This window comes from Mesorhizobium sp. LNJC394B00, assembly GCF_000502555.1.
Lineage (GTDB): Bacteria > Pseudomonadota > Alphaproteobacteria > Rhizobiales > Rhizobiaceae > Mesorhizobium.
In genome coordinates, this window is record NZ_AYWH01000002.1 from 165781 (window position 1) to 189391 (window position 23611).

Genomic DNA, 23611 nt, shown 5'->3' on the forward strand with positions numbered 1-23611 from the left:
GGTTTGCACTTTGCGGGATCATGGCCGGATCCTGTTCAATCTTGGCGCGGCCGCCACCAGCGCCTTGCCGACCGCCGATTGCGGCCCGTCGATGATGGTGCGGGCGTCGCCGCTCTCGGCGATCCGCCCGGCGTCGAGAAGGACGACGCGGTGAGCGATCGCACGGACCACGCCGAGATCGTGCGAAATGAAGAGATAGGCGATCCGTTCCCTGGCTTGCAGGTCGAGCAGCAGTTCGAGGATCTGTCCGCGCACCGAAACATCGAGCGCCGACACTGCCTCGTCGAGCACGATCAGCGACGGGTTTGTCGCAATGGCGCGGGCGATGGCGACGCGCTGGCGCTGGCCGCCGGAGATTTCGTGAATGGCGCGCGGGGCGAGATCGGCTGCCAGCCCGACGCGATCCAGCAAGGCAGCAATGCGGGCCGGCCTCTCGGCGCGGGAAGCGATGGCATGGATGCGCAAGGGATCGTCAAGCACGCGAGCCACCGTGGCGCGCGGGTTGAACGCGGCGAGCGGATCCTGGAACACCATTTGCAGGCGCGCGCGCTTGGTGCGCAGGGCCGCACCCTTCAAGAGCAGAAAGTCATCGCCTTCGAACTGGACGGTGCCGGCGTCCGGCTCGATCAACCTAAGCACCAGCCGCGCGATCGTCGACTTGCCGCCGCCGGAGGGCCCGGCCAGCGCCAGCGTCTCGCCGGGTTCGATGGCGAAGGAGACACCGTCGACGTGCGCGATGGCCTTGCCGCCACGACGGTATCGCTTGGTAAGACCGGAGACGGTGAGCAAGTTCATGCCGGCGCCCGTCGTAGCAGCGGATCGGCGTCGAGGCCGAGATGGGCGTCGAGCAGCGTTCGTGTATAGGCATGGCGCGGGGCGTTTATGATTTGCTCCGTCGGGCCGAGTTCGATCAGTTCGGCGTTCCGGAATACAGCGATACGCTCTGCGAGTTCGGCGGCCAGCGCGATGTCGTGGCTGATGAACAGCAGCGTCATGCCGTCCTCCGCCACCAGTTGCCGAATGAGGCTGACGATTTCGGCTTGCACAATGGTGTCCAGCGCGCTGGTCGCCTCATCGGCGATCAGCAGTTTCGGACCGGCTGCAATGGCCGCGGCAACAGCAACGCGCTGCTTCTGGCCGCCGGAGAGCTGGTGCGGGAAAGCACGCATGGCGGTTTGTGGGTCGGGCAGCCGGACACGTTGGAGCAGGGTTTTGGCTTTGGCGTAAGCTTGTGGCCAGTCGAGGCCGAGGTGGGTGCGGGCGACTTCGGCGATCTGTTTGCCGACGGTCATGACGGGGTCGAGGCTGGCGGAGGGGTCCTGGAAGACGAAACCAATGTCGCGACCGGGAAGGGGGAGCGTACTGGGTTCGGTTAATTTGAGAGGTCGGCGTTCCGTCACACCCCCCTCTGTCCTGCCGGACATCTCCCCCGCAAGGGGGGAGATTGCTCTCTCATCTCCGCCTTCGCCAACCACGAACGTTGCAGAAGGGAAGCCGTCGGCAAAGCTGCTGATCTCCCCCCTTGCGGGGGAGATGTCCGGCAGGACAGAAGGGGGTGGGAAGGATCGCGGCGCCTGAAATTGCCACTTGAAATGCCCTTCAATCTTGGCGCTCGCCGGCAGCAGTCCAGCCACCGCCAGCGCCAGCGTGCTCTTCCCCGACCCGCTTTCGCCAATGATCGCCAGCCGCTCGCCGGCAATAACATCCAGGCTGACCCCCTTCAGCGCCGTCACCTCGCTGCCATCTCGCCGATAGCGCACTGACAGATCGCGTATCTCAGCCAGTGCGGTCACGACAGGCTCCTCCGCACCGCCGTCGTTTCGACCACGCCTTCGCCGGTGAGATAGACGCCAAGCACGGTCAGCACCAAGGCGATGCCCGGAACGATCGACAGAAAGGGCGCGGTGCGCAGCACAGTGCGGCCCTCGGCGATCATGCCGCCCCAAGTGACGCGATTGGGGTCGCCGAGACCGAGGAAGGACAGCGCTGCCTCGGTGAGGATCGCGGCGGCCACGATCACCGAGGACAAGGCCAGCACCGGCGGCAACGCGTTGGGCAACACCTCGCGAAAAGCGATCTCAAGCGGATGCATGCCGATGACGCGAGCGCCGGCGACGTAATCGCGCTCGCGGATCGACAGCACTTCGGCGCGCGCTACACGCGCCGGTCCGGTCCAGGCGCCAAGCGCTATTGCCGTGACGACGACGCCGAGCGACGGCCCGACGACGCTGACGAAGGCCAGCGCCAGGAGAAAACTCGGCACGGTCTGGAAGGCATCGGTGATGCGCATCAGCCCCTCGTCCACAAGGCCGCCGGCAAAGCCGGCCAGCGTGCCGACGACCGCGCCGATGAAGAGTGCCGCCGCTGCCGCCGCCAGGCCGACCGCCAGCGAGGTGCGGGCGCCGTGGAACAGTTCGGACAGCACGTCACGGCCGAGCCGGTCGGTGCCGAGCGGCAGCGACCAGTCCTGGAACGGCGGCAGCAGTGCTGGTCCGGCAATGGCCTGCGGGTCGCCGGGGAAGAGCAGCGACGCAAACAGCGCCATGGCGAACAGAAGCGCCAGGATGATCGCGCCGGCGACCGCTTCCGGCCGGCGCAGGAACCGCGGCAGCGCGCTCACGCGCTGGCCTCGCTGGCGCCGACGCGCGGGTCGAGGAAGGCGTAGGCGATGTCGACTGCAAGGTTGACGGCAATGACGAGGACGGCGCTGGTGAGGATGATGCCGAGCAGCAGCGGCGTGTCGCGCGAAGCGACCGCTTCCTGCGCCAGCCGGCCGAGCCCGGGCACGGCAAAGACGCTTTCGATGACGACGCTGCCGCCCAGCATCTGCGCCGATTGCAGGCCGAGCATGGTGACCAGCGGCAAGAGCGCGTTGCGGGCGACATGGGCGAGCACGATGCGGCGGCGTGACAGCCCCCTGGCGCGGGCGGCGAGTACAAAATCCTGCCGCCACGCCTCGGCCATGCCGGCGCGCATCATGCGCAGATAGAGCGCGAGATAGATGAAGCCGAGCGCGGAAACCGGCAGGACGAGGTGGACGGCGATGTCGGTGGCGCGGTCAAAACCGGTCTTGTCCGAGGCCAGGCTCTCGATGCCGCCGATCGGCAGCCAGCGCAGGTCGACGGCAAAGACGACGATCAGCACCAGGCCGAGCCAGAAGCCCGGCACCGCATAAAGCGCCAGCGAGCCGATCGACAGGAAGCGGTCGCGAAAGCTGCCGGGTCTGGCGCCGGCGTAGATGCCGAGCGCCGAGCCGAGCCCGAAGGAGAGCGCGGTGGCGGTGACCATCAGGAGCAGTGTCGTCGGCAGGCGTTCCAGGATAACATCGCGAATTGGCCGCGAGAAGGTAACGGACTGGCCGAGGTCGAAATGCAGCAGCGCCCAGAGATAGTTGGCGAGCCGTGTCAGCTCGGACTGGTCGAGGCCCCAGCGATGACGCAGCAATTCGATCATGCCGGCGTCGCCGCCGGTCGAGACGATGTAGGCGTCGACCGCGTCACCGGGGGCGGCTTCCAGGAGGAGGAATGTGCCGATGATGACGATCAGCAGCACGAAGATGCTGCCGACGAGGCGACGGCGAATGAGGGTGAGGGCACGGGTCATGGCTGCCTTACCCTCCCCCTTGTGGGGAGGGTCGATCCGCGAAGCGGAGCGGGGTGGGGGTTCTCGTAGGGCGCTACCCCCACCCCGTCGAGCGGCTGCCGCTGCGCAGCAACCGCTCGCCGACCCTCCCCACAAGGGGGAGGGTGAAGGTTGGCGCTATCCGGCAGGACAGAACAGAGGCGTGAAGGAACTCTCATCCCTGATGATGAGCATTCGTCCAACCGATGCGCAAGCATGCCGGGCTGATCGCTAGCCAGCCAGATAGGTGTCCGCCCAGTTCGACACCGCCCATCGCGGGTTGTTGGCGATGTTGCCCACGGTATCGCGCGCGACGCTGATGAAGCTCCATTCGGCGACGTTGATCAGCGGCAGGTCCGCCGCGACCTGTTTCTGGAATTCCTTGTAGAGGTCGGTGCGCGCTGACGTATCCAGCGTCTCCGAAGCCTTGGCGATCAGCGCGTCGAGCGCGGCGTTCTTGTAGCCGCCCTGGTTGGAGAACGGCACGCCGTCGGGAATGCCGCTCTGCACCAGGATGGTGGTCGAGATCGCCGGGTCGCCGCGGAACACCGGCGGGCCGACGGCGAGGTCGAAGGCGTGGTCGGTGTAGACGGCCTTGATGTGCGCGGCCGAGTCGTTGTTGACGATCACGGCGTCGATGCCGATTGCCGCCAGCGCCTGGCGCAGATAGTCGCCGAACTGCTTCGTCTCGTTGAAATAGGGTGCCGGCAGGAGTTTCAGCGCAAAACGCTTGCCGTCATCGGCGCGCTTGTACCCCGCGTCGTCGAGCAAGGCGTTGGCCTTGGCGACGTCGAATGGATAGATCGGCACGTCGGCAGTGTAGAATTGCGGATCGTTCTTCGGCACCGGGCCGGTGGCGGTGGCGGCATAGCCGAGGAACACCGTCTTGACGACGAAGTCCTTGTCGATGGCATGCGCGATCGCCTGGCGGACCTTCACGTCGGCCAGTTCCTTGCGGCGATGGTTGATCTCGACGACGAGCTGATAGGTCAGCCCCTCATAGCCCTTGGAGATGACCTTCAGGCCCGGCACCTTGGAGATGCGGTCGAGATCGGCGAGCGGCACGGCGGAGAAGGCGGCGAGCTGGATCTCTTCGGCCTCGAGCGCCGCTGCAGCCGACGTGCGGTCGGGCAGCACCTGGTAGATGATCTCGTCGAGATACGGCTCGTCCTTGGCCCAGTAATCCGCATTCCTGGTCAGCTTGTAATACTGGCCGGCCTTGTATTCGCCGAACTTGAACGGTCCGGTGCCGATGGGTGCATTGTTGGCCGGGTTGTCCTCGATCTTGCCGACCTCGTAGATGTGCTTCGGCACCACGCTTGACAGCGCCGGCAGCGCGTTGCGGATCAGCTGGAACGGCGTTGGCTTGGCGAATTTGAAGACGGCGGTCAGATCGTCAGGGGTGTCGACGCTGGCCAGATCCTTGAACACGGTGCGGCCGAGATTTTGCAGCGGCTTCCAGATCTGCAGCGCCGAGAAGGCGACGTCGGCCGAGGTGAACGGCTTGCCGTCATGCCACTTGACGCCGTCGCGCAGTTTGAAGGTCACCGACAGCCCGTCGGCAGCACCTTCCCAGGAGAGCGCAAGGCGCGGTTCCAGTCCGTCCTTGCCTTCGAACGAGGCTTCGGCCAGCGTTTCGACGATCTTGCTGGAGATGAAGAAGACGCCGTTGGAGGCGACGATGGCGGGATTGAGGTTGCGCGGCTCGGAATCGGCGGCAAGCACGAGGCGGCCGCCCTTCTTCGGCGTCTGCGCCCAGCTGAATGTGGGCATGGCGGTGGAGGCCAGCAGTAAAACTGAGCCGCCTAGCAGCGTGCGTCTGGAAATATCCGACATGATCAACCTCCGTCCTCTCCGCGACCAGATGGGCGCACCCCTCGAAGCTGGCCGCACCCGCCAGCATCCTCGCGGCGATTATGGCCCTTGCCAAGGGTTTCGCCAGAGACGGAATTGGCGCATCCTTGCTTGGCTTTGAAATTTTCGTCCTCTGGACCAGTTTTAGAGGTGGCCCTTTCATTCTGGTATTCTGGTAGGACCAGATTGCCTTAGTGTGCAGCAATGACGAGTGGTGACAGCCTGCCGAAGCAATCTAACCTGTTTCTGGCTGGACCAGAGTTAACGAAATGGTGCAGATTTGATCGAAGCCAAGGGATTGGACGCAGTACGGCCGGCGATCCCACTGATATCAGGGAGAGAAAGATGAACATCGCCCCGGGCAAGAGCGCCGTCAGCAATATCCCGTTCGATCAGGTGAGGGTCGACCGGCTGATGGAAGAGGCCGGCATCGATGTTCTGCTCGCGACCTCCAAGCACAACACGCAGTATCTGCTTGGCGGCTACAAGTTCATCTTCTTTGCCGCCATGGATGCGATCGGCCATAGCCGTTACCTGCCTATCGTCCTCTATGAAAAGGGCGGGCCCGGTCATGCCGCCTATATCGGCAACCGCATGGAAGGCGCCGAGCACCAGAACAGCCCGTTCTGGACGCCGACGCTGCATGCCGCCTGCTGGGGCACGCTCGATGCTGCCAATCTTGCGGTCGAGCACATCAGCAAGATCGGCAAGGCCGGCGCCCGCCTCGGCATCGAGCCGGCCTTCCTGCCGTCGGACGCCTATGCGCTGATCCGCAAGGCGTTGCCGGATGCCAGGCTGATCGACGCGACCGGCATGCTGGAGAGCATGCGCGCCATCAAGACGGACGCCGAGCTGGAAAAGCTGCGTATCGCCTCCGAGCTGATCACCGATTCCATGTTGGCGACCATCCGGTGGGCGCATGAAGGCACGACCAAGGCGGAGATCATCGAGCAGCTGCGGCGTGAGGAAACCAATCGCGGCGCGCATTTCGAATATTGCCTGCTGACGTTGGGCGCCAGCTACAACCGCGCGGCGTCACCGCAGGCGTGGAAAAAGGGCGAAGTGCTGTCGATCGATTCCGGCGGCAATTATCACGGCTATATTGGCGATCTCTGCCGCATGGGCATTCTGGGCGAACCGGATGCCGAGCTTGAGGATCTATTGGCCGAGGTCGAGACGGTGCAGCAGGCGGCGTTCTCGAAGGTGAGGGCGGGCACCATCGGCGGCGACATGATTTCGCATGCCGAGGGTGTGCTGAAGGCCTCCAAAGTCGCGCCCTACACGGATTTCTTCGCCCACGGCATGGGCCTGATCACGCATGAGGCTCCGTTCCTGATGACCAACCATCCGGTGACCTATGAAGGCACCTATGCCGCCAAGCCGCTGGAGACAAACATGGTGCTGTCGGTGGAGACGACCATGCTTCACCCGACGCGGGGGTTCATCAAGTTGGAGGACACGTTGGCGGTGACGGATGCGGGATATGTGATGTTTGGGGATCGGGCGCGGGGCTGGAATAGAGGTGGGATAGCCTAGCTCGGCGCTACCCCCTCACCCGGATTGCCATCCGAATTGCGAAGGGCAATTCGGGCTATCCGACCTCTCCCCGAGGGGAGAGGAGTTTGCGCCGGCGCTGGCTCCTGCCTCTTCTCCCCTCGGGGAGAAGGTGGCCGCGAAGCGGCCGGATGAAGGGGGCCTTTCGCGATTACTTCCCCGCCGGGATCAGCCTGAAATCCGGCAGCTCCCGCAGCACCAGTTCCGGTCCGGCCGGCGAATAGACGACGAAGAGCTGCATCGGCCCATCGCCGGTATTCAGCGTCGAATGGAAACGGCTTTCCGGCACATAGATGGTGCAGCCGGGGCCGACCTTGGCGACGACCGGATTGCCCTCCTCGTCCTCGACCATCTGCTCGCCATTGCCCGACATAACGAAGATGATCTCTTCCGCGCCGGGATGGTTGTGGCGCGTGTGTCCCTTGCCTGAGGGCAGGTCGACGACACCGCCGGAAAAGCGCTCAGCGCCATTCACTTCAGGCGCGACTGTCAGCGACAGCTTGCCCCAGTCAAAGCCGAAGGCGCTCACGTCCTTCGGGTATACGAACACCTTGCTCTTGTCGGTCATGATCTCATCCCTTCTTTTTCTTCTGGTCGTGCAGCGTGACGGCCTTGAAATCCGCCGTCTGCCTGGCGATCGCGGCTTCAGCCGGCAGCCGTTCCATCGAACTCGCGCCATAAAAGCCATGCAGGCCCTTGCAGCGGTCGAGGATGTAGCGGGCATCATCCGGCATCGAGATTGGCCCGCCATGGCAAAGCAGGATGACATCCTTGCGCACCGAGCGCGCCGCGTTGGCGATGGCGTCGATCTCGACCACGCAGTCGTCGAGCGACTTGGCCGACGTGGCTCCGATCGAGCCGCCGGTCGTCACCCCCATATGGGCAACGACGATGTCGGCGCCGGCTTTTGTCATGGCGCGCGCCTCGTCGGGGTTGAAGACATAGGGCGTGGTCAGAAGATCGAGCCTGTGCGCCTCGGCGATCATGTCGACCTCCAGCCCGAAGCCCATGCCGGTTTCCTCAAAACTCTGGCGCATGCTGCCATCGAACAGGCCGATGGTCGGGAAATTCTGCACGCCGGAAAAGCCCATCGTCTTCAGCTCGGCAAGCAGCAGCGGCATGATGACGAAGGGATCGGTGCCGTTGACACCGGCCAGCACCGGCGTCTTTTTGACCACCGGCAGCACCTCGTAGGCCATTTCCTTGACGATCTCGTTGGCGTTGCCATAGGCGAGCAGGCCGGCAGCCGAGCCGCGCCCGGCCATGCGGTAGCGGCCGGAATTGTAGATGATGATGAGGTCGATGCCGCCGGCTTCCTCGGCCTTGGCCGACAGGCCGGTGCCGGCGCCGCCCCCGACGATGGGCACGCCGTCGGCGATCATCGCCTTGAACTTCTTCAATATGTCTTTGCGCGGTATTGCGGGCATTTGTTGGCTCTCACTATCTGGCGATGTCGAGGAAGGCCGCGGTTGCGGCTTTGGCAAATTCCGGATCGTTGATGTGCAACGGCAGGCGTGTGACGCGGCGCGCGGCGTTCGGCTTGATGGTGCGCTCGACGGCATCGAACAGCACGGCGTCGGCTTCGGGGTCGAAGAAGGCGCCGCCCTCGATGTCGAGTGCCGAGACGCCTTTTTCGGGGATCAGGAAATGCACAGGGCCCTCGCAGCGAGCGAGCCTGGTGCCGATCCACTCGCCTATACCGCGGCATTCGTCCACCGTGGTGCGCATCAGTGTGACGTTGGGATTGTGCTCGTAGAACAGCCGGCCCCTAAACTTCTCGGGAATGGTCGGCGGCGCCCAGAAATTGACCATGTCCAGCGCGCCGACCGAGCCTACATAGGGCAGCTTGGTGCGGGCGATAGCGCCGAAGCGGTCCTCCGTCGCCGGCAGCACGCCGCCGAACAACAGGTCGCAGACTTCCGTCGTGGTGATGTCGATGACGCCGGCGAGCAGGCCCGAGTCCGCGAGCTTCTCCATCGAGCGGCCGCCGGTGCCGGTGGCGTGGAAGACCATGCAGTCGTAGTTGGCGCGCAACTGATCCGCGATGGCGGTCACGCAAGGCGTGGTGACGCCGAACATGGTGAGCCCGAGTGCCGGCTTGCCAGTGGCGACTGGCGCCGGCCTGGCGGCCATGCCGGCGATTGCCTGCGCCGCATTGTGCAGCACGACGCGTGACAGCCGGTTCAGTCCCGCCATATCGGTGACCGATGGCATCATGATGATGTCGGAGACGTCGACATAGGCCGCGGTGTCGCCGGAGGCGAGCGTCGAGACCATGATCTTGGGCAGCCCAAGCGGCAGCGCGCGCATGCCGGCAGTGATGATCGACGTGCCGCCGCCGCCGCCAATGCCGATCACGCCTGATATGTCGTCGCGCGACGGAATGAAATTTGTGAAGGCGGCGCTCATGCCGGCCACCGCCGTGCCGCGATCGACGATGCCGAGCACGCCACTGGCTCCATCCGGATGATGCGCCGCGACCTCGCTGGCCGGGATATCGACCGGCACGGTGGCGCCGCGCGTTCCGATGTCGACACGGGCAACCGAACTGCCGGTGGCGGCAATAGCATCGGCCAGGAAGGCAAGTTCCTCGCCCTTGGTGTCGGCTGTGCCCACCACGTAGATGCGCTTCATCGCGTTTCTCCCGTCACCGGCCGACCGGCGCCGGGCCGCCTGTCGCCCTTTGCCGGCCTTTCGGTAGGCAAAGGTCATTGCAATTTTTTGAGACGCGCGTATCGTATTGACATGGAAGTCTCACGTCAACAAGCCGCTGGGAACGACGACGCCAACGAGGCTGCCGAACGCGGCCCGCGGGCCCGCACAAAACGGCTGATGCTGGAGACGGCGACGCGGCTGATGCAGGCGGGCGTCACCCCGTCTGTCAGCGAAGTCGCGGAGGCGGCGCAAGTGTCGCGCGCCACCGCCTATCGCTATTTCCCAAGCCAGGCAGCCCTGGTGCAGGCGGTGGTCGACGAGGGGCTTGGGCCGATCCTGACCTGGCAATCGACGTCCACCGATGCCGGGCGCCGCGTCGCCGAACTGTTCGACACCGCCATGCCGCGCATCGAGGCTTTCGAGGCAACTTTCAAGGCGGCGCTGAAACTGTCGCTCGACCAATGGGCGCAGCGGCAGGCGGGCACGTTGGACGGCGAACCGCAATTCACGCGCGGACATCGCGTCCAGCTGCTGAAGGACGCCATCGCACCGCTCAAGGGCCGGCTGCCGCCGCGCGAGTTCAAGCGACTGGCACAGGCGCTGTCGATGATGTTCGGCGTCGAAGTGCTGATCGTGCTGAAGGATATATGGGAGCTCGATAGCCGCGGCATGCGGTCGGTCGCGCAATGGGCGGCGGGCGCGCTGGTGCGCACGGCGATGGCGGAATCAACGGCTGAAACCGATGCGGCCCTGCCAGCGGCATCGGCGAAATAGCGCCAATCTGGTTCGACCAGATTTGAACGACCACTACTGATGTTAACCAGGATGTAGATGCCGAAACAAGGCTCTCCTATATCAAGGAGTAGGAAAATTAAGGGAAAACAGTCGGATACATGAAGAATCCGGTTATACAAGCTCCGATAGCGATCCAAGAAAGAGCTTGACGGCTATCCAAAATTGGTAATACCAGATTAGGAAAGAAAAGGCGGATCGAGAATGACAGCCGCAGTCCATTTCGGCAGGGCGAGGAGAATCATACGGATGGCGCGTGTTCCGTCCGCACGAGGTGGCGCATCGTGACGCAGACGTCGCCTCGCGCCAGTGACGGCAAGGGGATTGCGCTGCGCCTCGATGGGCTCAGCAAGGCCTATGGATCCGTGCGCGCCATCAACGACCTGAGCTTCGCCGTCGACGAAGGCCGCTTCTTCGTACTCTTCGGGCCGAGCTCCGTTGGCAAGACGACGACGCTGCGCACTATCGCCGGCCTCGTCCAGGCCGACTCCGGCACGCTTGAGATCGGCGGCCGCGACATGGCCCATGCGCCGATCGCCGGCCGAGGCATCTCGATGGTCTTCCAGTCTTTCGCGCTTTACCCCCACCTCACGGTCTATGACAATCTCGCCTACCCGCTGCGCGAGGAGAAAGCCGCGCGCGCCGAGATTGACAAGCGGGTGAAAGAGACCGCCGAGATCCTGAAGCTGACACACCGCCTGAAGGCCAAGCCGGCAACCCTGTCCGGCGGAGAGCAGCAGCGCGTCGCGCTCGGCCGCTCCCTGATCCGCCGGCCAAAGATTCTTCTGCTCGATGAGCCGCTCACCAATCTCGACGCCAAGCTTCGGCACGAGACGCGCGCCGAGCTGAAGCGGCTGCACCGCCAGTTCGGCATGACCGTGATCTATGCCACGCCCGACGAGATCGAGGCTCTCTCGATGGGCGAGACGATCGCCGTCATGCGCGATGGGGGCATCGTCCAGATCGGCACGCCAGACGAGCTTTACGAGCAGCCGATCAATACCTATGTCGCCAGCAAGATCGGCTCGCCGCACATGAATCTGTTCACGGCCTCGGTGCGCGCCGACACCAGATCTTTCGACACGCCGCTCGGGACTCTGGTTCCGGCGACGGCGCCAAAGACTGCCGATGCCAACGAGGCCGCGCTGATCGGCATTCGCCCGAGCGACATTCGGCTCGCCGCCAAGGGCGAAGCCGGGGTTGCCTCGAAGGTGCATCTGGTCGAACCGCTCGGCGACATAACGATCGTCTCGGTCGAGGCCGGCGGCGAGATGTTGCGCATGGTGCTGCCGGAAGCGATCGCCGCCAGCATCAGGACCGGCGATTCGGCATCGATCGCCATCGATAACAGGAAAATCCACGTCTTCCGCGCCGCGAGCGGCCAGGCAATGACCTGACTCGAACGGCGAGAAGCAATCCGGTTAACCAAGGGAGGAAACGCGAATGACGGCGATGACCAAACTGAAAGGGCTAGCGACAGCCGCAAGCTTCGCTGCCACACTACTGGTGGGAGGCGTGACCTATGCCTCTGCCGAAGAAGTGACGTTGACGATGGCGGTGCCGGATTGGCCCCCGACCCGCATTATGAAGAAGTTCTTCGACGAGCAGTACAAGCCGAAGTCTGGCAATACTGTGAAGCTCGATGTGGACTTCATTCCGTGGCCGGATTTCTACACCCGCGTCAACGCCTCGTTGACCTCGGGCGAAAAGAAGTACAACTTCATCGTGTCGGACTCGCAGTGGCTGGGCGCCTTCGTCGAAGGCGGCTACTTCCGCAAGATCAACGATCTCATCGATGCCGACCCGGAACTCAAGGCGACGATGGAGTCGATGCATCCCGCCGTGCTCAACGCCTACTCGACCTATCCCAACAGCACGCCGAACTACTACGGCTTCCCGCAGTTCCCGGACGTGCTGGTCACCTACGGCCGCAAGGACGTGCTCTGCAACAACGACGAGCAGGCCGCCTACAAGGCGAAGTACAATGAGAAGCTGCCCTGCACCGGCGAAGAAATCGACGCCATGGACTGGAACACGTTCGAGCATGTTGGCGAATTCTTCCAGCGCAAGAAGGGCGACAAGCTCGCCGGCCAGGTGCTGGATGACGATTTCTATGGCATCGCCTATCAGGCAGGCAAAGGCTACGACTTCTCGACGAGCTCGGTCCACACGTTCGTCTGGGAGCATGGCGGCGGCATCTGGGATGAAACCAAGGCCCCGACCGGACATGCCGAAGGCGTCGTAAACTCCCCGAAGTCCATCGAGGGCATGGAGCATTTCCTCAAATTGCTGAAGTTCATGCCGCCGGTGGTCAAGACCGGCACCATGGACATCTTCGTCTCGGACCAGTTGTTCCGTGAAGGCAAGGTGGCCATGAACATCGACTGGATCGGTCTCGCCGAAGCCTCGCTCGATCCCAAGACGTCGAAGGTTGCCGACAAGCTGGTGTTCGGATTGGCGCCAGGCCTGCGCGGTGCCGACGGCAAGGTGAATCGTACGTCACAGATCGGCGGACAGCCTTTCGTTCTCACCACCTGGACGACGCCTGAGCAAATCAAGGAAGCGGTTGGCTTCGTGAAGTGGTGGCTCTCGCCTGATATCCAGCACCAGTTCGCCGCCGGCGGCGGCCAGTCCGCGATCAAGTCGGTCTACAGCGATCCGAAGTATGTGACCTATCGTCCGTGGGACCGCGCCTGGGCGAACTCGCTCGACTGGCAGAAGGACATGTGGCACGTGCCGCAGTTCTTCGAACTGCTCACCCAGCAGCAGGACCAGTACGACCTAGCCATCACTGGCAAGCAGGACGCCAAGACCACCTTGGATAACATCGCCAAGTTCCAGGAGGACCTCCTGAAGAACGATGGTCTTATCCAGTAACCTTCCGACATAGCTGCGGGGAGCGGGCAAAAGCCGCTCCCCGTCATTGCCACTTCAGGCGCTCCATATTTCGGACTCCCATGACCGCTGTTTCAAGCACGCTGCTGACACCACGCCTTACCGCGGTTGTTGCCCACAACTGGAAACTCGCCATCGCTGTCGCTGTCGTCGTGTCGGCCATATCAATGGCGGGCTTGCCTGCGGCTGTCTCCTTCTGGGTGGTGGGCGCCGCGGTGGCGTTGGTCGCGGCCGCATTTACCGTCAACGCGTATCGCCGCCACTACTTCGGCGCCTTGCTGGTCGCTCCGGCAATCGCCGTTCTGTTTGTGATGAATATCTTCCCCCTGCTGTGGTCGCTGGGCCTTTCGTTCTTCGCCTACCAGGCAAACCAGCAGACGATCCGCTTCGTCGGACTCGGGAACTACATCCGGATCCTTACCAACGATCTCGCTGCTCACGCGACTTGGGGCGCGCTGATCAATACCGCCATGTTCGTCGTGTTCACCGTCTCCGCGCAGATGATCGTCGGCTTTCTGCTGGCCATCCTGTTCGCCAAGCAATTTCCGCTGCGCAAGTATTTGTTGATCCTGGTGCTGACACCGATGATGCTTTCGGTTGTCGCCTCTGGCGTGTTCTTCACCTACTACTATGACCCGACATTCGGGATTCTCAGCTACGTCATCAATTCCATCTCCGGCAACCAGTTCATCCTGATGAGCAACAAAGTCGGTGCCGTGGCGGGAATCGTTTTCGCCGACGCATGGATGTGGTCGCCCTTCGTCATGCTCCTTGTGCTGGCGGGCCTCGTCTCGGTGCCGAAATACCTTTACGAGGCCGCTGCCATCGACCGTATTTCCAGCTGGCGGCAATTCTGGATGATCACCTTCCCCTACATCCGCGGCCTTCTGATGTTGGCCCTTCTCTTCCGCACCATCGAGGCATTCAAGCTGGCGGATCTCGTCATCCTCCTCACCAAGGGCGGCAACGACACGCTGACGATCTCCTATCACTTGATCCGCATCGCCAACGAGCAGAACAAGACGAGTGAGGGCGCGTCGATCTCCTATCTGATGCTGTTCATGGTGATCGTTCTCACCAACCTCTACCTGTACCTCGCAAACCGCCGTACGCAGGGAGCCTAACCCGTGACCGAATCGATATTGGGAAAGCTCGGCTTCCGCAGGGCCAGCGGAGTAGACGAGGCCGGCTGGGGGCGGACGCTCGCCGTGGCCGTCGTCGCCTTTATCTATTTTCTGCCGGTGCTGTTCATCATATTCACCGCCTTCAAACCGCAGGGCGACGCGCTTCTGGTGCCTCCGACGCTGTCGCCCACGTCGCTGTTCGGCTTGATTCCGGATCATTTTGTGTTCAAGCCCACGCTCGAAAATTTTGGGTCCGTCTTTTCTCGCTCGATGACGTCGGGCGGTGCCCCGGAAGCGACAGGATTCGACCGTTATTTCTTCAACTCGATCTTCATCGCCTCGGCTTCGGTGCTGCTGGCGCTGGTCATCGGCACCCTGGCGGCCTTCGGCTTCTCGCGCTATCCGCTGAAAGGCAATGACACCTACCTGTTCATCATCCTGACCACGCGCATGCTGCCGGCGATTGTGGTGATCATTCCGGTGATCCTGATGTTCCGCGTAGTGGGCCTGTCGGGCTCGTATCTCGGCATCATCATGCTCTACACCGCCTTCAACTTGGCCTTCACCATCTGGATGATGAAGAGCTTCTTCGATGAATTGTCGCCAGACGTCGAGGATGCCGCCCGCCTCGACGGATCGTCCGGAATGCGGGTGTTCTTCAAGATTTGCCTGCCCCAGGTCATTGCCGGGCTCGCCGCCACGTTCGTGTTCGGCCTGATCCTCACCTGGAACGAGTTCCTCTTCGCCCTCTTGCTCTCGGGGCCTGACACGAGGACGGTCCCGGTCGCCATGAACCAGGCCGTGTCGTCGGGTGGACGCGGCACCGACTGGACTTTGCTTGCCGCCATCGAAACCCTGTTCCTCGTCCCAGTCTTCCTGGTCACCTTCTTCTTGCAAAACCATCTGTTGCGCGGTGTTACCTTCGGCACGGTGAAGCGCTGAGATGTCAACCATCGAACTCCGCAAAGTCACCAAGCGCTTCGGCTCCTTCACCGCGGTCAAGGACGTTGACCTGTCGGTGGCCGCCGGTGAGGTCGTCTGCCTTCTCGGCCCGTCCGGCTGTGGCAAGACGACGACCTTACGCGTCATCGCCGGGCTGGAAAGCGTCACTGACGGCGAGGTCGTCGTCGCCGGCAAGGTGATGAACAAACTGCCGCCCGAAAAGCGCGACATCGCCATGGTGTTCCAGTTCTACGCGCTCTACCCGTCGGCATCGATCGCCGAGAACATCGCCTTCCCGCTCTATCATGACGGCATTTCCGGGGCTGAGCGGACTGCCCGCGTCAACCGCGTCGCCGCGATCCTTCACTTGGAGCACGTTCTCGACCGGCTGCCGAACCAGATATCCGAGGGCGAAAAGCAGCGCGCCGCCATGGCCCGCGCCATCGTCCGCGACCCCAATTGCTTCCTCTTCGACGAGCCCTTGTCGCGTCTCGATGTCGAACTGCGCCAAACCATGCGTGGCCAGATCAAGGAAGTGCTGCAGGGCCTCTCCAAAGCGACCGTGATCGTGACCCATGACCAGCTCGAAGCGCTCACCATGGCCAACCGCATCGCCATCATGAAGGACGGCCTGATCGAGCAAGTCGGCTCACCGCACGAGGTATTTGCCAAGCCCGCCAATGCTTTCGTGGCGAGCTTCATCGGCACGCCGCAGATGAATCTTCTCGAGGCCGACCTCAAGGCCTTCGCCGATGGCACGGCGGACATGACCGTTGCCGGCATTAGTCTGGCGATCCGCACGGACGCGGCGGTCGCGCGCCTGCAGCCCGGCAAGGTGACGATCGGTGTCCGCCCCCGTGCTTTCACCGTGACCGATACGGGGGACCGTGGCACCATCTCCGCCAGAGCCGAGCTCATCGAGCCCATGGGCGCCGAAACCCTTATTCATGCCCGCACGGCGGCAGGCGCCGACATCCGCGTCGTGGTGACGAGAAGCCAGTGGGTCAAGGTCGGCGAGGCGCTGAATCTACGCCCCGATCCCAGGCAAACCCATGTCTTCGATGGCGCCGGAAAGGCGGTGCGGTCATGAGCGACAGTTCTTCCGGCATGAGCCGCGCCGGCGCGTTCCGCCTCGAGCTCTTCATCATTGGCCTCGGCGTCTTGGCGCTGGTGCTGATCTTTCAACCCTTTTCCATCGGCCTGTACGCGGTCGGCAGCGGTCTCGTGGTGCTTGCCGGGCTCATCAACAACCTGCTGCCGTTGGCCCAGCCGGGCGTCAAGGTGCGCAGTGTGGTGACCGTAGCGCTGGTCGTGGCGCTGGTCTTCTGCATTGCGCTGCTGGTATCGATCACGGCGGCGCATCTCTACGGCGTCTTCTTCCTCAATCCACCGGACCCCAACACTCTCGCCGGCAAGGCGCAGCTCGCCACGCCGCCTTTCTACAAGCAGGCTTTCGTGTGGGAAATCGCCGCCGCGGCGGTGATTCTCGCGCTGATCGTCACCGCTCTCAACAAGACAGCGCGATGATCAGCAGCTGACGCTATCCGGCAGGTCGCGCTCGCGCCCGTCCGCGACGGTCGGTGTGCGTCGCCCTCTCAACTCTCACGCTGTCATCCTCCGGCTTGACCGGAGGACCCGACGCCGAGATCAAGGATCGTGTCGACCGCGCCGCCAAAACACTCAGGATCGAACATCTGCTCGACCGCAAGACCGATCGTCTGTCCGGCGGCGAGATGCAGCGCGTTTCGATCGGCCGCGCCATCGTGCGCAAGCCGCGCGTGTTCCTGATGGACGAACCGCTGTCGGCGCTCGACGCCAAACTGCGCGAGGCGCTGCGCACGGAACTGAAGAACCTGCAGATCCAGCTTGGCGCCACCTTCCTGTTCGTCACCCACGACCAGATCAAGGCGATGTCGATGGGCGACAAGGTGGGCGTGCTCAACCATGGCCGCATCATCCAGACCGGCACGCCGCACGAGATCTATAACAATCCGCGCGATACCTATGTGGCCAGCTTCGTCGGCTCGCCGCCGATGAACCTGATCGATGGCAAGCTGGTCAACGGCCGCGCGGTGATGGCGCCGCTAAATTTCGAACTGCCTTTCTCTGGGGGTGCCAAGGCGGGCGGTGCGACCGACGGTCGCCCGCTCGTCTTCGGTATTCGACCTGAGGATGTGTATCTTGAAAGCGGTGCGCCGGTCGAGGCACGCGTCCACGATGTCGAGAACCATGGCGTGGAAAAGATCCTGACTCTGCGGGTCGGCGACACGACGCTGCGCGCCACGGTGCCGGCCAGAACCGATGTCCAGATCGAGCAGCCGGTGCGCTTTGCCTGGAATCAGGACAAGGTGGTGCTGTTCGACAAGGGCAGCGGCGTGAGCTTGCGGCACGCCAGCTAGTTGCGGTCGAACGACGGCGCCGCCTGACTATTTCTGGAAGTAGGTCTCGTAAGGCGTATCGTTGATCAGCAGGATCACGCACTCCGTCTCTGAGAGGCAGGCGTCGTCGTGCATCTCGTTGGCCTTCTGGGTCCAGTAGGATCCCGGCGGCAATTCGACCTTCGTCGCTTCGCCGCCGTCCATTTGCCAATGCGCCCACAGTCCCTTGATGACCACCGCGCGATAGTCGGCGGTGTGCGCATGAACCGGCGCGCGCCAGTTGCCGGGAACTTTCAGCAAGGTGCCCGCCGGGCCTTTGGCCCGGTCACCCCACAACGGGCCAAGGCGATGCGGCTGGTCTGGCACTTCGGCGACATAGGGGATCTTGTCGGCCGGGAGATAGCTGTCCTCGAGGGCAAAGGCGCGAGCGGGAAAGACGCAAGAAACGGCGAGCGCCAGAAACGCGCTGTCTTCGGCGGCCTGGTGGTCGACAATGCCGGTGTGGCCAGCGCCTTCGCCTATTGTGGCGCTGCGACCTTGCTGGCGGCGATCGTTGTGTTCGCGCGCGGCCCTAAGCGCGTCGAATAGCCGATAGCCATCCTTGGCTGAAGCAGCGGGCCCGAGAACTATCAAGGTTTTCGGGGCGTTGCTTTTGTGGTGAGAGGCCACCGTAGGGTCAGACCGCGCGGCCGTCGAAGTCGAAGACCGGCAGGCCGGTGGGATCGAAATCGGCGACGCAGTTGAGGTTGATGTAGGCGCTGCGTTCGCTGCCCTGACTGACATCCTCGGCAAAGGGATGGATGCCGCAGGTGCGGCAGAAGCGATGCGCCATTGCATGATTGCCGAATGTGTAGGTGCCGAGATCGTCGCCCCACGCCAGCACCGTCAGGCTGTCATGCGGGATGGCGGCCAACAGCGCGCCCTTGCGCGAGCAGATCGAACAATTGCACCGCACGGCGCCGGTCAGCTGCGCCTTGAATTCGAACGCAACCTTGCCGCAGTGGCAGCTGCCTTTGTACAGCATCAGTCCCTTCCTATCGCTGGCAGGTGCAAAGGCACGCTGTCCGGGCTATTCCTTCCGCTGACCTAGCGGCCCATATGCCTTAAAGACGCTCCACCTTGACGGAATCCGACATCGACATGCAATCAATCCGCGATCGTCTCGAGATCATCCTGTCACGTCTTGCCAGTTGCGCGGCAGGCGAGAAGGTGTTCACCAAACTCTATGCCGAGGCGGCGCGCGCAGCGGCCGAGGCCACCGATGCGCGCAAGAAGGCCGGCGTATCGCTCGGGCCGCTTGACGGCACCATCGTGTCGATCAAGGATCTGTTCGATGTCGCCGGCGAGCCGACCACGGCCGGGTCGCTGATGCTGAGGGACACCGCGCCCCGTCGGCACGACGCTGCGGTCGTCAGCCGTCTGCGCCAGGCCGGCGCCGTCATCATCGGCAAGACCAACATGACCGAATTCGCCTTCACCGCTATCGGCGACAACATGCACTACGGCACACCGGGCAATGCCGCCGACACCAGCCGCATTCCAGGCGGTTCGTCGTCGGGCGCCGCCGTGTCCGTTGGCGAGGGGACGAGCGACATTTCCATCGGCTCCGACACCGGCGGTTCGGTGCGCATCCCGGCATCGCTGAACGGCGTCGTCGGTTTCAAGCCGACGGCGCGGCGCGTGCCGCTGACTGGTGCCTATCCCCTTTCCGCGACGCTGGATTCGATCGGGCCGCTGGCGCTGAGTGTTGCTGCGTGTGCCCTGGCTGACGCCGCGATGACGGGCGAGCAGATGCCGCAACTGCACCTGCCGTTAGCGCTTGCCGGGCTTCGTGTCGGCATTCCGCGCGGCCTGCTTTTCGAAGACACGGAAACGGAGATTGCCGCCGCGTTCGATCGCAGCCTTGCCGGGATCGAGCAGGCAGGCGCGTGGCTCACGGACATTTCGATCGACGACCTCATTGCCGATCTGCGCCTGGCCACCAAACGCGGCTCGATCGCGGCCATGGAAGGTTCTGAAATCCATGCCGACTGGCTGGCGACGGGCGCATCGGTGCCGGTCGATCCCCATGTCAGCGGGCTGCTGTCGCGGGCGGCGGCCATACCGACGCCGGTTTATATCAGGGCAATGCGTCGTCGCGCGGCACTGTGCATAGCCATGGACGAGCGGTTGGGTTCGGTCGATGTGCTGGCTCTGCCGACCACGCCGGTGACAGCGCCGACTATCGTTTCGATGGCCGAGGATACGGCTCTGCGTGAACGCACCGAAGGTCTGCTGCTGCGCAATACCCAGGTCGCCAACCAGTTCGACCTCTGCGCGATCTCGCTGCCGATGCCCGGCATGACGCTGCCGGCCGGACTGATGCTGGTGGCGCGCAATGGCCACGACCACCATCTGCTGCGCATCGCGGCTGAAGTCGAGCGGCTGCTCCGATAGGCAGCGAGCCGTAGGTCGGCAGTCAACGTGCCGCGCAGCGCTTGCGCTCGCTTTTCTTGGAGGAGCGTTCGATTTTGGTAACGACCAGCATCGGCGGATCGTTCGGCTGGCCGCGATGCTGGATCGATCCTCGGACGACGAGTTTTCCAGCATAAAGCTTGTCGGAGAGGTCAGGTGCCGATCTGTCCAGCGGCGGCAATTCCGTAGTGTTGAGCTCCACGCCTTTAACGACATTGCCGGTGGTCAGATCCAGCGCATTGCCTGACGGGCAGGGCGCCATCATGCAGACGATCCCATTGCTGCAATAGACATAATCGCTGCTTTGTGCCGCCGCGAGCGAAGGTAAGGCCACGATCGACGACACTGCGAGAACCAGAGATGCGAAGCGAAAACCGGACATGGTTCACGCGTCCGCCGGGAACCGTCTGCGGTAATGCTCGACCACGTCGGGATTGCGCAGATTGACAGGCAGCCGGTTGGCCAGCACCAGCAAGGTCTCGCCGGCCGCGCCCACGCCCATGCGCATCATCGATTGCTCGGTAATCCCCGCCATATGCGGGGTGACGATAACATTGTCGAAACCGAAATAGGGATGGTTTGCCGGCAGCGGCTGCGTGGCAAAGACGTCGAGTGCGGCGCCGCCGATCCGGTCTTGGCGCAAGGCCTCGATCAGCGCCTCGTCGTCGATCACCGGTCCGCGCGAAATGTTGATCAAAAGCGCGTCCGGCTTCATGCGGGCAATGCGTTCGCGGCTGATCAGGCCGCGCGTTTCCGGCGTCAGCGGGCAGCAGAGCACGATGATGTCGCTCTGTTCGATCAGCGCATCGATCGACAGGAAGCCGATCCTGTCGGGTGCCGGCTGCATGCTGCGGGTCGTCGCCACGACGTCGAGGCCGAAGCCGTGCGCGGCGATATGGGCGACCGCCTGACCGATGGCGCCGAAGCCGATGATGCCGATGGTCTTGCCGGCAAGCTCGCTGGCATGGCTGGCGTGGTCGCGGCCGGCATTCCAGCCCTTGGCGCGCAAGTCGCGGTCTACCGAACGGAAGCGCCGAAGCAGGGCAAGGGCCGCGAACATCACATATTCGGCGACCGAACGCGCATTGACCGCCGGCACGTTGGCGACCAGCACGCCGGCCGCGGCCGCGGCCTCCATCGGCACCATGTCGAGCCCGGCACCGTGGCGGACCGCTGCTCTGAGTTTCGTGGCGTTTTCGAACAGCGACGGCGGCAGCGGTGCGCGAACGATGATGACGTCGGCATGCTTCGCCTCGGCCGTCAGCGTTGCCGCATCGAGCGCTGAGGCGACGACGAGTTCGCCGGCGCCCGCCAGCATGGCGGAGGCACGCGGGTGCAGCGTGTGCGTCGACAGGATTCTGTGCATGGGGCTCTCGCTAGTCGCAATTCTCAAAGGAAAGCGCCGCGCGCTTTTCCCAGAAAAACCGTTTCACACCTTTCCTGGAATTGCACTAGACCTTCTCAAGTGCCAGGCTTTGCGCTTGCGCCTCCCGGCCCTCGATGATCCCCTTCCAGTAGCTTTCCGCGCCTTGCAGGTGGGCGCTCATCAGCGCCTGGGCGAGATTGCCGTCGCGACGCAGCAGCGCCTCGTAGATCTGGATATGCTCGGCATGCGAGCGCACTGAGCGCTCGGGATCGTTGAAGTAGATCGGCAGCCGCTGCTCGCCCATCAGGTAATAGACACTGCAGATATTGTGGAAGACGCCGTTCTTGGTCGCCCGCACGATTTCGAGGTGGAATTCGCGGTCTTCCTTGGCGAGGCCTTCGCCGGCGGCGATGCACTCCTCCGAGGCTTTCAGGATCTCCCGCAGGCGTTCGAAATTCTCTTCGGTGGCACGCGAACAGGCAAGTTCGGCGGCCTTGATCTCGTGGATCTTGCGCAGTTCGACGGTCTCGTAGATCTGCACCGGATCGAGCGGCAGGCCCGCGCGGGCGAAAAGAGCCAAGGCTTCTACACTGGCCTGCCTGGTGTCGACATAGATGCCGGATTTGGCGCGGCGCTCGACGATGCGCATGGCCTCCAGAATGGCCAGCGCCTCGCGGATCTGGCCGCGGCTGACACCGAAATGCTCCGCCAGCTCGCGCTCCGAGGGCGTGCGGCCGCTCTCCTTGTCCGAATGGGCGAACAGATAGGCGGCGAGTTCGGCGAGAAGGTTCTTTTCTTTCATCGTCAACCGCGTTGCGCGTGCGCCTCCAGGAACCGCTCCGAAATGGTGAATCCCAGACCCGGCTTTTCAGGGATCGCTATCATACCGTCCCTTGCTTCGACAGTCTCTTCGATAAGATCGTGGATCATGGGGTTGGCGCCGAGCGAATATTCGACGGTAAAACTGGCAGGCGAGGCCGCACAAACATGCAGGCCGGCGAAAAAGCATGGCGCGCCGGCCCACAGATGCGGGGCAAAGCGCAGATTGAAGGCACTGGCGATGGTGCCGATCTTCATCGCCTCGCTGATACCGCCGCAAAAGGCCGGATCCGGCTGGAAGATGTCGGCGGATTTCAGCACCGCGAGATCGCGGAAAGCGTAGCGCGTCGCTTCGCTTTCGCCGGTGGCGATCGGGATCGAGCCCGAGGCGCGCACCTCGGCCATACCAGCCTTGTCGTCGGCGATAACAGGCTCCTCGAACCAGGCGAGGTCGAGATCGCTGGCCAGGCTGATGAAGCGCTTGGCCTCGGCCACCGTATAGGTGCCGTGCGCGTCGACCATCAACTCGACGTCAGGACCGAGCGCCTGCCGTGCGGCGCGGACGCGGGCGGCGGAAATGTGCGGGGCGCCGTCCATGGCGCCGACGCGCATCTTCAGCGCCCTGAAGCCGCCTTTGGCGATGTAGGATTTGAGCTGCTCGCCGATAGCCTCGGCGGCAGCCCAGCCGCCCGAGGCGTAGGCCGGCATGCGGTCGAGCTTGCGGCCGCCGATGAGCCGCCACACCGGCTGTCCCAACGACTTCCCCAGAATATCCCAGAGCGCGATGTCGACGGCGCTGATTGCCGCAATGCTCATGCCGCGCCGCGCCAGCTGCGGCATGGCATGGCCGGCGCGCGCGGCACTGTCATGGCGCACGCCGTTGTAGAGCATCTCCCAGATCATGCCGATGTCGGCGGGGTCGCGGCCGATCAGCTGCGGCCCGACCTCGTGATTCAGCATGTAGACCAGCGCACCATAGCTGCCGGCGCTGCCGGCGGCGTTCTTGCCCTCGCCCCAGCCGATCAGCCCGTCGTCAGTCTCAATGCGCAGGATGGCGGCGTCGAACGTCGTCACCTGGCCAAAGTCGCTGCGATGCTGCTTCGCGGCCTCAATCGGCACGCGGACCCACCACGCCTGGACCGTTTTGATGCGCATCC

At 63.6% G+C, this 23611-nt stretch carries 24 protein-coding genes; 10 read left to right on the plus strand and 14 right to left on the minus strand.

Annotation, left to right across the window (positions count from 1 at the left end; translation table 11 throughout):
- Window positions 1-18 precede the first annotated feature (18 nt).
- From X751_RS158315 to X751_RS158295, 5 genes are all read right to left on the minus strand, one after another.
- Window positions 19-795 carry an ATP-binding cassette domain-containing protein gene (locus X751_RS158315; RefSeq protein ID WP_023744052.1) on the minus strand — a complete coding sequence of 259 codons (777 nt, stop codon included), beginning with the start codon at window positions 793-795 and terminating at the stop codon, window positions 19-21.
- On the minus strand, window positions 792-1793 hold the full coding sequence (locus X751_RS158310; protein ID WP_031246955.1) for an ABC transporter ATP-binding protein: 1002 nt from the start codon (window positions 1791-1793) through the stop codon (window positions 792-794). Before X751_RS158310 ends, X751_RS158315 begins: the two co-directional genes overlap by 4 nt.
- Entirely contained in the window at window positions 1790-2620 is an 831-nt protein-coding gene (locus X751_RS158305) for an ABC transporter permease (protein WP_023726421.1), read from the minus strand. The genes X751_RS158310 and X751_RS158305 overlap by 4 nt, the downstream gene beginning before the upstream one ends.
- Window positions 2617-3603, minus strand: a complete 987-nt coding sequence (locus tag X751_RS158300; RefSeq protein WP_023726422.1) for an ABC transporter permease — start codon at window positions 3601-3603, stop codon at window positions 2617-2619. The genes X751_RS158305 and X751_RS158300 overlap by 4 nt, the downstream gene beginning before the upstream one ends.
- 249 nt (window positions 3604-3852) lie before the next feature.
- Window positions 3853-5457 (minus strand): ABC transporter substrate-binding protein, encoded by a 1605-nt coding sequence (locus X751_RS158295; RefSeq protein WP_031246956.1) that lies wholly within the window; start codon window positions 5455-5457, stop codon window positions 3853-3855.
- A gap of 363 nt (window positions 5458-5820) precedes the next feature.
- On the opposite strand from X751_RS158295, the gene X751_RS158290 reads away from it, so the two are divergent.
- Window positions 5821-7011, plus strand: a complete 1191-nt coding sequence (locus X751_RS158290; protein ID WP_023744055.1) for a Xaa-Pro peptidase family protein — start codon at window positions 5821-5823, stop codon at window positions 7009-7011.
- 169 nt (window positions 7012-7180) lie between these two features.
- Here the strand turns inward: X751_RS158290 and X751_RS158285 are convergent, their stop codons facing one another.
- Genes X751_RS158285 through X751_RS158275 form a run of 3 tightly spaced genes read right to left on the minus strand, consistent with a single transcriptional unit; the run spans window position 7181 to window position 9663 of the window.
- Window positions 7181-7597 (minus strand): cupin domain-containing protein, encoded by a 417-nt coding sequence (locus X751_RS158285; protein ID WP_023737504.1) that lies wholly within the window; start codon window positions 7595-7597, stop codon window positions 7181-7183.
- 4 nt (window positions 7598-7601) lie between these two features.
- A complete protein-coding gene (locus X751_RS158280; protein ID WP_023737505.1) occupies window positions 7602-8456 on the minus strand; it encodes a phosphoenolpyruvate hydrolase family protein in 855 nt (284 codons plus the stop codon).
- Window positions 8457-8469: 13 nt separating this feature from the next.
- The gene (locus X751_RS158275; RefSeq protein WP_023744056.1) at window positions 8470-9663 is read right to left on the minus strand and encodes a Tm-1-like ATP-binding domain-containing protein; all 1194 of its coding nucleotides are present in this window, start codon (window positions 9661-9663) and stop codon (window positions 8470-8472) included.
- Window positions 9664-9774: 111 nt separating this feature from the next.
- Between X751_RS158275 and X751_RS158270 the strand changes: the two genes are divergently transcribed.
- From X751_RS158270 to X751_RS158240, 8 genes are all read left to right on the plus strand, one after another.
- Window positions 9775-10458, plus strand: coding sequence for a TetR/AcrR family transcriptional regulator (locus tag X751_RS158270; RefSeq protein ID WP_023744057.1), 684 nt, complete (start codon window positions 9775-9777; stop codon window positions 10456-10458).
- A gap of 302 nt (window positions 10459-10760) precedes the next feature.
- Complete coding sequence (locus X751_RS158265) at window positions 10761-11873, plus strand: ABC transporter ATP-binding protein (protein WP_031205525.1); 1113 nt, start codon at window positions 10761-10763, stop codon at window positions 11871-11873.
- 46 nt (window positions 11874-11919) lie between these two features.
- Window positions 11920-13353 carry an ABC transporter substrate-binding protein gene (locus X751_RS158260; protein WP_023728574.1) on the plus strand — a complete coding sequence of 478 codons (1434 nt, stop codon included), beginning with the start codon at window positions 11920-11922 and terminating at the stop codon, window positions 13351-13353.
- A gap of 80 nt (window positions 13354-13433) precedes the next feature.
- A complete protein-coding gene (locus X751_RS0132785) occupies window positions 13434-14495 on the plus strand; it encodes a sugar ABC transporter permease (RefSeq protein ID WP_023835039.1) in 1062 nt (353 codons plus the stop codon).
- A 3-nt stretch (window positions 14496-14498) separates the two neighbouring features.
- On the plus strand, window positions 14499-15437 hold the full coding sequence (locus tag X751_RS158255; protein ID WP_023728572.1) for a carbohydrate ABC transporter permease: 939 nt from the start codon (window positions 14499-14501) through the stop codon (window positions 15435-15437).
- A gap of 1 nt (window position 15438) precedes the next feature.
- Window positions 15439-16527: an ABC transporter ATP-binding protein gene (locus X751_RS158250; RefSeq protein WP_023733630.1), complete on the plus strand. Its 1089-nt coding sequence runs from the start codon at window positions 15439-15441 to the stop codon at window positions 16525-16527.
- Window positions 16524-16964, plus strand: a complete 441-nt coding sequence (locus X751_RS158245) for a hypothetical protein (protein WP_023728570.1) — start codon at window positions 16524-16526, stop codon at window positions 16962-16964. The genes X751_RS158250 and X751_RS158245 overlap by 4 nt, the downstream gene beginning before the upstream one ends.
- A gap of 80 nt (window positions 16965-17044) precedes the next feature.
- Window positions 17045-17836, plus strand: a complete 792-nt coding sequence (locus tag X751_RS158240) for an ABC transporter ATP-binding protein (protein ID WP_348524262.1) — start codon at window positions 17045-17047, stop codon at window positions 17834-17836.
- Window positions 17837-17863: 27 nt separating this feature from the next.
- On the opposite strand, the gene X751_RS0132790 is transcribed toward X751_RS158240, so the two are convergent.
- Both X751_RS0132790 and X751_RS158235 read right to left on the minus strand, forming a co-directional pair.
- Complete coding sequence (locus tag X751_RS0132790; RefSeq protein ID WP_027048960.1) at window positions 17864-18274, minus strand: DUF4437 domain-containing protein; 411 nt, start codon at window positions 18272-18274, stop codon at window positions 17864-17866.
- Between the two features lie 217 nt (window positions 18275-18491).
- Window positions 18492-18839, minus strand: coding sequence for a GFA family protein (locus X751_RS158235; protein WP_023669842.1), 348 nt, complete (start codon window positions 18837-18839; stop codon window positions 18492-18494).
- Between the two features lie 116 nt (window positions 18840-18955).
- On the opposite strand from X751_RS158235, the gene X751_RS158230 reads away from it, so the two are divergent.
- A complete protein-coding gene (locus X751_RS158230; RefSeq protein WP_023737510.1) occupies window positions 18956-20251 on the plus strand; it encodes an amidase in 1296 nt (431 codons plus the stop codon).
- Window positions 20252-20273: 22 nt separating this feature from the next.
- On the opposite strand, the gene X751_RS158225 is transcribed toward X751_RS158230, so the two are convergent.
- From X751_RS158225 to X751_RS158210, 4 genes are all read right to left on the minus strand, one after another.
- Window positions 20274-20651, minus strand: a complete 378-nt coding sequence (locus X751_RS158225) for a hypothetical protein (RefSeq protein ID WP_023692018.1) — start codon at window positions 20649-20651, stop codon at window positions 20274-20276.
- Window positions 20652-20654: 3 nt separating this feature from the next.
- On the minus strand, window positions 20655-21635 hold the full coding sequence (locus X751_RS158220) for an NAD(P)-dependent oxidoreductase (RefSeq protein ID WP_023744060.1): 981 nt from the start codon (window positions 21633-21635) through the stop codon (window positions 20655-20657).
- An 85-nt stretch (window positions 21636-21720) separates the two neighbouring features.
- Window positions 21721-22437 (minus strand): FadR/GntR family transcriptional regulator, encoded by a 717-nt coding sequence (locus X751_RS158215; protein ID WP_023740800.1) that lies wholly within the window; start codon window positions 22435-22437, stop codon window positions 21721-21723.
- 2 nt (window positions 22438-22439) lie between these two features.
- Window positions 22440-23609: a mandelate racemase/muconate lactonizing enzyme family protein gene (locus X751_RS158210; protein WP_023700157.1), complete on the minus strand. Its 1170-nt coding sequence runs from the start codon at window positions 23607-23609 to the stop codon at window positions 22440-22442.
- Window positions 23610-23611: the final 2 nt, after the last annotated feature.